Below are 3,065 nucleotides of genomic sequence, written 5' to 3'. Positions count from 1 at the left end.
CTGCGGGATCAATGGCCGTGTGGGGTCCAGTGGGTATGCCAGCAAGCCCCATCCTCCGCTTCCGCCGGGAGGAGTGAATCGGCCGAGGTATGCGGTCATTTGGTACAGGTCCTCACGCTGCGGCCCATTCGGGGAATTCGCCGATGGGTGAAGAGGCTTGTACTTTGCGTCAACCACTCCTCTGACAGTGGCGCCAGAGTAGAGAATAGCATCGGGTATTAATCCGCCCAGGCCTTGACCCGTGACATCGCTGTAAAGCAGGCTTCTGATCGTCGACTTCTCTCGGGTACCATGCGTAACCGATAGTGGCGATGCGGCTTTTCTGAGCACGCTGAGCACATACATTTCCCACAACTCCGCGACGTCAAGCAGGACGCCCTTGGTTTCACCGCTAGCATCAATGTCGGCAGCGAGACCCCGTCGATTTGCAATCTGCCTGGATAGCTCAGCGACAGGTGCGAAACCGGCGGTGATCGGCGTATAGCGTATCCGGTCAAGTTCAGCCTTCGTCGGGACGCGTGGGCGGGCACCGGTGACGGCCATCAGTTGAGGAAGGAGCTCCTTCGCCCGCGTCGGAAGCCACTTTTCGTCAGGCACCCCGAGCCAGCGTCGTAGAACTTCATAAGCGGCGACGATAGCATCGGATGCCGCGTGATCCAGCGAACGCTCTGAACGGATAGAAACGACTTGTCCGCCGCCTGTAGCGATCAAACGTAGTGACGCCGCGACATCGAGACGCCCCCTGATCGCCACGCCTTTTGTCGCCACTTCGCGGCGAAGTGCAGGCAGCCCATGCCGGGCAGCCTCGACGAAGCCGTGCACCCAAACTGACGCCAACAATTGAGCAATGAAAGACTCATCCTCTCGCAGTTTCCCGGGTGTGCTGGTCAGTACGACCGACGTTGCCTCAAAAAGCCAGTTCCGTAGCGTCGCCAGACCAAAACGCGGTTGAATTGTCAGGCTGTGCCCCTCAAAAGATAACGAACCAACGTATCGGCCGGCCCACCATGTCCCGTCCCAGGCGCAGTAGACAATCGGCTCGTCGTCGTCCCGCTCGCCGGACATTGGCACGACAAGCTCCGCGGCGCGAACATGGGTTGCCAACTTGCGGAGCCAGAGAGCCTCGGCGGCCGTCGGCTGAGGGGAAAATGGCGAACAATCACGCGCTGTAAGGTTCACTCGACCACCGGTGGCTTGAGAAAGACTTTGGACAGCCGGTCGAGCTCGGTATTGCGTGCAGTCGCGTCGAGTCCTGCCAGGTACTGCTCCAGCAAAGGGCGAAGAGACAGATTCCACACTTGCAGAACAGGCTCCAGAGGATCTCCTTTCTTGTTCCAAAGGTAGTTCTGCTTGCGCGTTGGCCGGGAGCCGAGGAAATTGCGCAAGAATACGACCACGTCAAGCAGGTAGGTATGCCCGATCTCATACTGCGCGCCGAGCAGCGTGCTGTCATGAATCTCCTTGTTCAACGACTTCGCCGCTGCGGCCAACTTGCGGAAGTCCGGCTCGACCCGTGACCAGTCCAGGTCAGATTTTAGGTCGCGCCATTTGGCTTCGGCAGCACCTATCAGCGCCTCGGCGTCAAACGGGCACAGCAGCCACAGGAAACGGCGGCGCAACGCGAAATCGATCTGCTCAATGGACTGGTCGATCAGGTTCATGGTGCCAATCACGAACAGATCGTCGGGGATGCGCAGCGTCATTGCTGAGTCATCTCCGTTGCGTGCGGGAAGCTCAATCGTCTGGTTGCGATCCTCCAGTAATGAAAAACACTCACCAAGCATCCGGCTCAGATCCGTCCGGTTCATTTCATCCAGAATCAGGATGTGCGGCAGACGCTCTGCTCGGGGTTTCCGGTCGATATCTTTGATCAGTTTGGGGAGGTAGCCTGCACGATACTCTGTGCTGCCGTCAGTCGAAATATGAAGCGCACGGATAAAGTCCTCATAGCTGTAAGCGGGGTGCAGTTGCAGCCGATGCACATTATCGCGGATCGCCGCCTCAAGCGCGGGTTGCGATTGAAAGTACCGGGCGGGCCCCATCTGGCTCAATGCCGCAGAGCGGATGACGCGCTCAGCCAGCTTCTTGGCCCGGAACGTCTTACCAGTTCCGGGCGGTCCGTAGAGAACGATCTGCTTCTTGTGCTGGATAATCTCCAGTGGTGCACCTTCTGATTCTCCCTCGCTGTCGTCATACCATGCCTCAACCAATGGCGACCAGTAGAAATCCAGCTTTTGGTTGGGCAGTAACTTTTCAAGCGCGTGACGTATAGCCAGGATTACCCGGTCGTCATCTTCTGACTCGGCCGCAGCAAGCCCGGAGAATGCCTTGATCACCCGGCGTTTATGATTGCCGCTGGCAATGCGTTCGAAGTGCTCGGGGAACATGAGGTGAAGAAGCATGTGCCGAAGCTGCTTCGACTCCGCATCCTCAATGCTGTCCACAATTTCCTGAAAGAGCCACGCATCTGCGGCTACCTCTGCCTGACGATCTTGTGGCAGCTTTTTCCAAGCAATGGCGAGCTCGATCAGAAAGGCAATTTCGAAGGGGCGTCGGGTATTGTAGCCCTGGCCGCCACTGCCGATCCCAGTAGCGAACGCGCTCGAAAAAAGGTGATCCTCTGGCAGGCTGCCACCTCCCCAACTGAGAACCTCGTTCACTACTTGTCGCTTGCGAGCGCCACCGACACTAGACGGAAACAAGAAGTAGACACTCAAAATTTCTGCGGCAAGCCGGATCACGTCCTCTCCAGCTTGCCCGATCTGATCCTTGAGCTTGACGATGAACGACCGGTCACCCGTGTCCAGATTGGTAACAAATGCCTTGTGAAGCCGCTCCAGCAAATCGGGACGCCATATGGAGGCATCACCGAGCGATAGCGAGCCATCTTTCAGCAGGCAGTTAGCTCGAAAGGCATCAGCTGCCTGGTAGATCTTGCTAGTGTCGCGTTCTGAGTAGCGCGCCATATTTCCCCTCATTTTTTGTGGACTTCGAATACCGCTCCCGGAGCGAGCGGCTAATTTCCGGTATCGTCTGACGGACTTTCACGTTTTACTGGCAGAGAA

Annotated in this window: 2 protein-coding genes; both read right to left on the bottom strand. The window is 57.5% G+C overall.

Annotated features, from left to right (window positions below; all coding sequences use genetic code 11):
- Window positions 1-1,179 (bottom strand): 5-methylcytosine restriction system specificity protein McrC (locus AKL28_RS23205; RefSeq protein WP_156226465.1); only part of this gene is annotated, 1,179 nt, incomplete at its 3' end.
- On the bottom strand, window positions 1,176-2,966 hold the full coding sequence (locus AKL28_RS23200; protein WP_050470653.1) for an AAA family ATPase: 1,791 nt from the start codon (window positions 2,964-2,966) through the stop codon (window positions 1,176-1,178). The genes AKL28_RS23200 and AKL28_RS23205, both read right to left, overlap by 4 nt.
- Window positions 2,967-3,065 lie beyond the last annotated feature (99 nt).

Source organism: Herbaspirillum chlorophenolicum, from assembly GCF_001189955.1.
In the GTDB taxonomy this organism is placed as follows: domain Bacteria; phylum Pseudomonadota; class Gammaproteobacteria; order Burkholderiales; family Burkholderiaceae_D; genus Herbaspirillum; species Herbaspirillum chlorophenolicum.
This window is presented reverse-complemented; position numbering and strand designations above follow the sequence as displayed.